Below are 827 nucleotides of genomic sequence, written 5' to 3'. Positions count from 1 at the left end.
TCCGGTGAGGCATTCCCACGCAGAGCGTGGGAACGATCAGTTCAGACGAATTACAGAGACCATTGATGAGACTGTCCCGCTTCTTTATCGACACCCCCTTGAGCATCGGCGAACACGATCTGCCGGAAGCCCAGGCCCATTACATCAGCCGCGTGCTGCGCATGGCCGAGGGTGATGCGGTGCAATTGTTCGACGGCTCGGGCCATGAGTTTCGCGGCACGTTGGCGGAAGTCGGCAAGAAACGCGTCGTGGTGAATATCGATGAAAGCTTCGCCGGGCAGGTCGAGTCGTCGCTCGCGGTCCATCTCGGCCAGGGTTTGTCCCGTGGCGAGCGGATGGACTGGGCGATTCAGAAAGCCACCGAACTGGGCGTCAGCGAAATCACCCCGATCTTCACTGACCGCTGCGAAGTCCGCCTCAAGGACGAGCGCGCCGACAAACGCCTGATGCACTGGCGTCAGGTGGCGATCAGCGCCTGCGAGCAATGCGGGCGCTCATCAGTGCCGATGATTCATCCGCCGCTGCTGTTGGCCGATTGGCTGAAGCAGACGGAGGCCGAATTGAAGCTGGTGCTGCACCCGGTGGCCGAGCCGCTGGTGAGCCATGCGAAACCGGCGACACTGGCGTTTTTGATTGGCCCGGAAGGCGGGTTGTCCGACGCGGAAGTCGAGCAGGCCAAGGCTGGCGGTTTTCATGCCGCCCGCCTCGGCCCTCGCGTACTGCGCACCGAAACCGCGCCGGTGGTAGCGTTGGCGGTGGCCCAACAATTGTGGGGCGATTTTTAGGTTTGATCGTTCCCACGCTCTGCGTGGGAATGCAGCCCGGGA

General features: G+C 62.4%; 1 protein-coding gene. It reads left to right on the top strand.

Annotated elements, in window-relative coordinates; genetic code table 11:
* Window positions 1-65 precede the first annotated feature (65 nt).
* Window positions 66-785 (top strand): 16S rRNA (uracil(1498)-N(3))-methyltransferase, encoded by a 720-nt coding sequence (locus tag MMG91_RS28800; RefSeq protein WP_305503623.1) that lies wholly within the window; start codon window positions 66-68, stop codon window positions 783-785.
* Window positions 786-827 lie beyond the last annotated feature (42 nt).

Source organism: Pseudomonas sp. JL3 (assembly GCF_031570575.1).
In the GTDB taxonomy this organism is placed as follows: Bacteria; Pseudomonadota; Gammaproteobacteria; order Pseudomonadales; family Pseudomonadaceae; genus Aquipseudomonas; species Aquipseudomonas cucumis.
This window is presented reverse-complemented; position numbering and strand designations above follow the sequence as displayed.

Bases quoted from the DNA above. Each gene is read 5' to 3' on its own strand.
- MMG91_RS28800 (WP_305503623.1), top strand. From the start codon at position 66: ATGAGACTGTCCCGCTTCTTTATCGACACCCCCTTGAGCATCGGCGAA.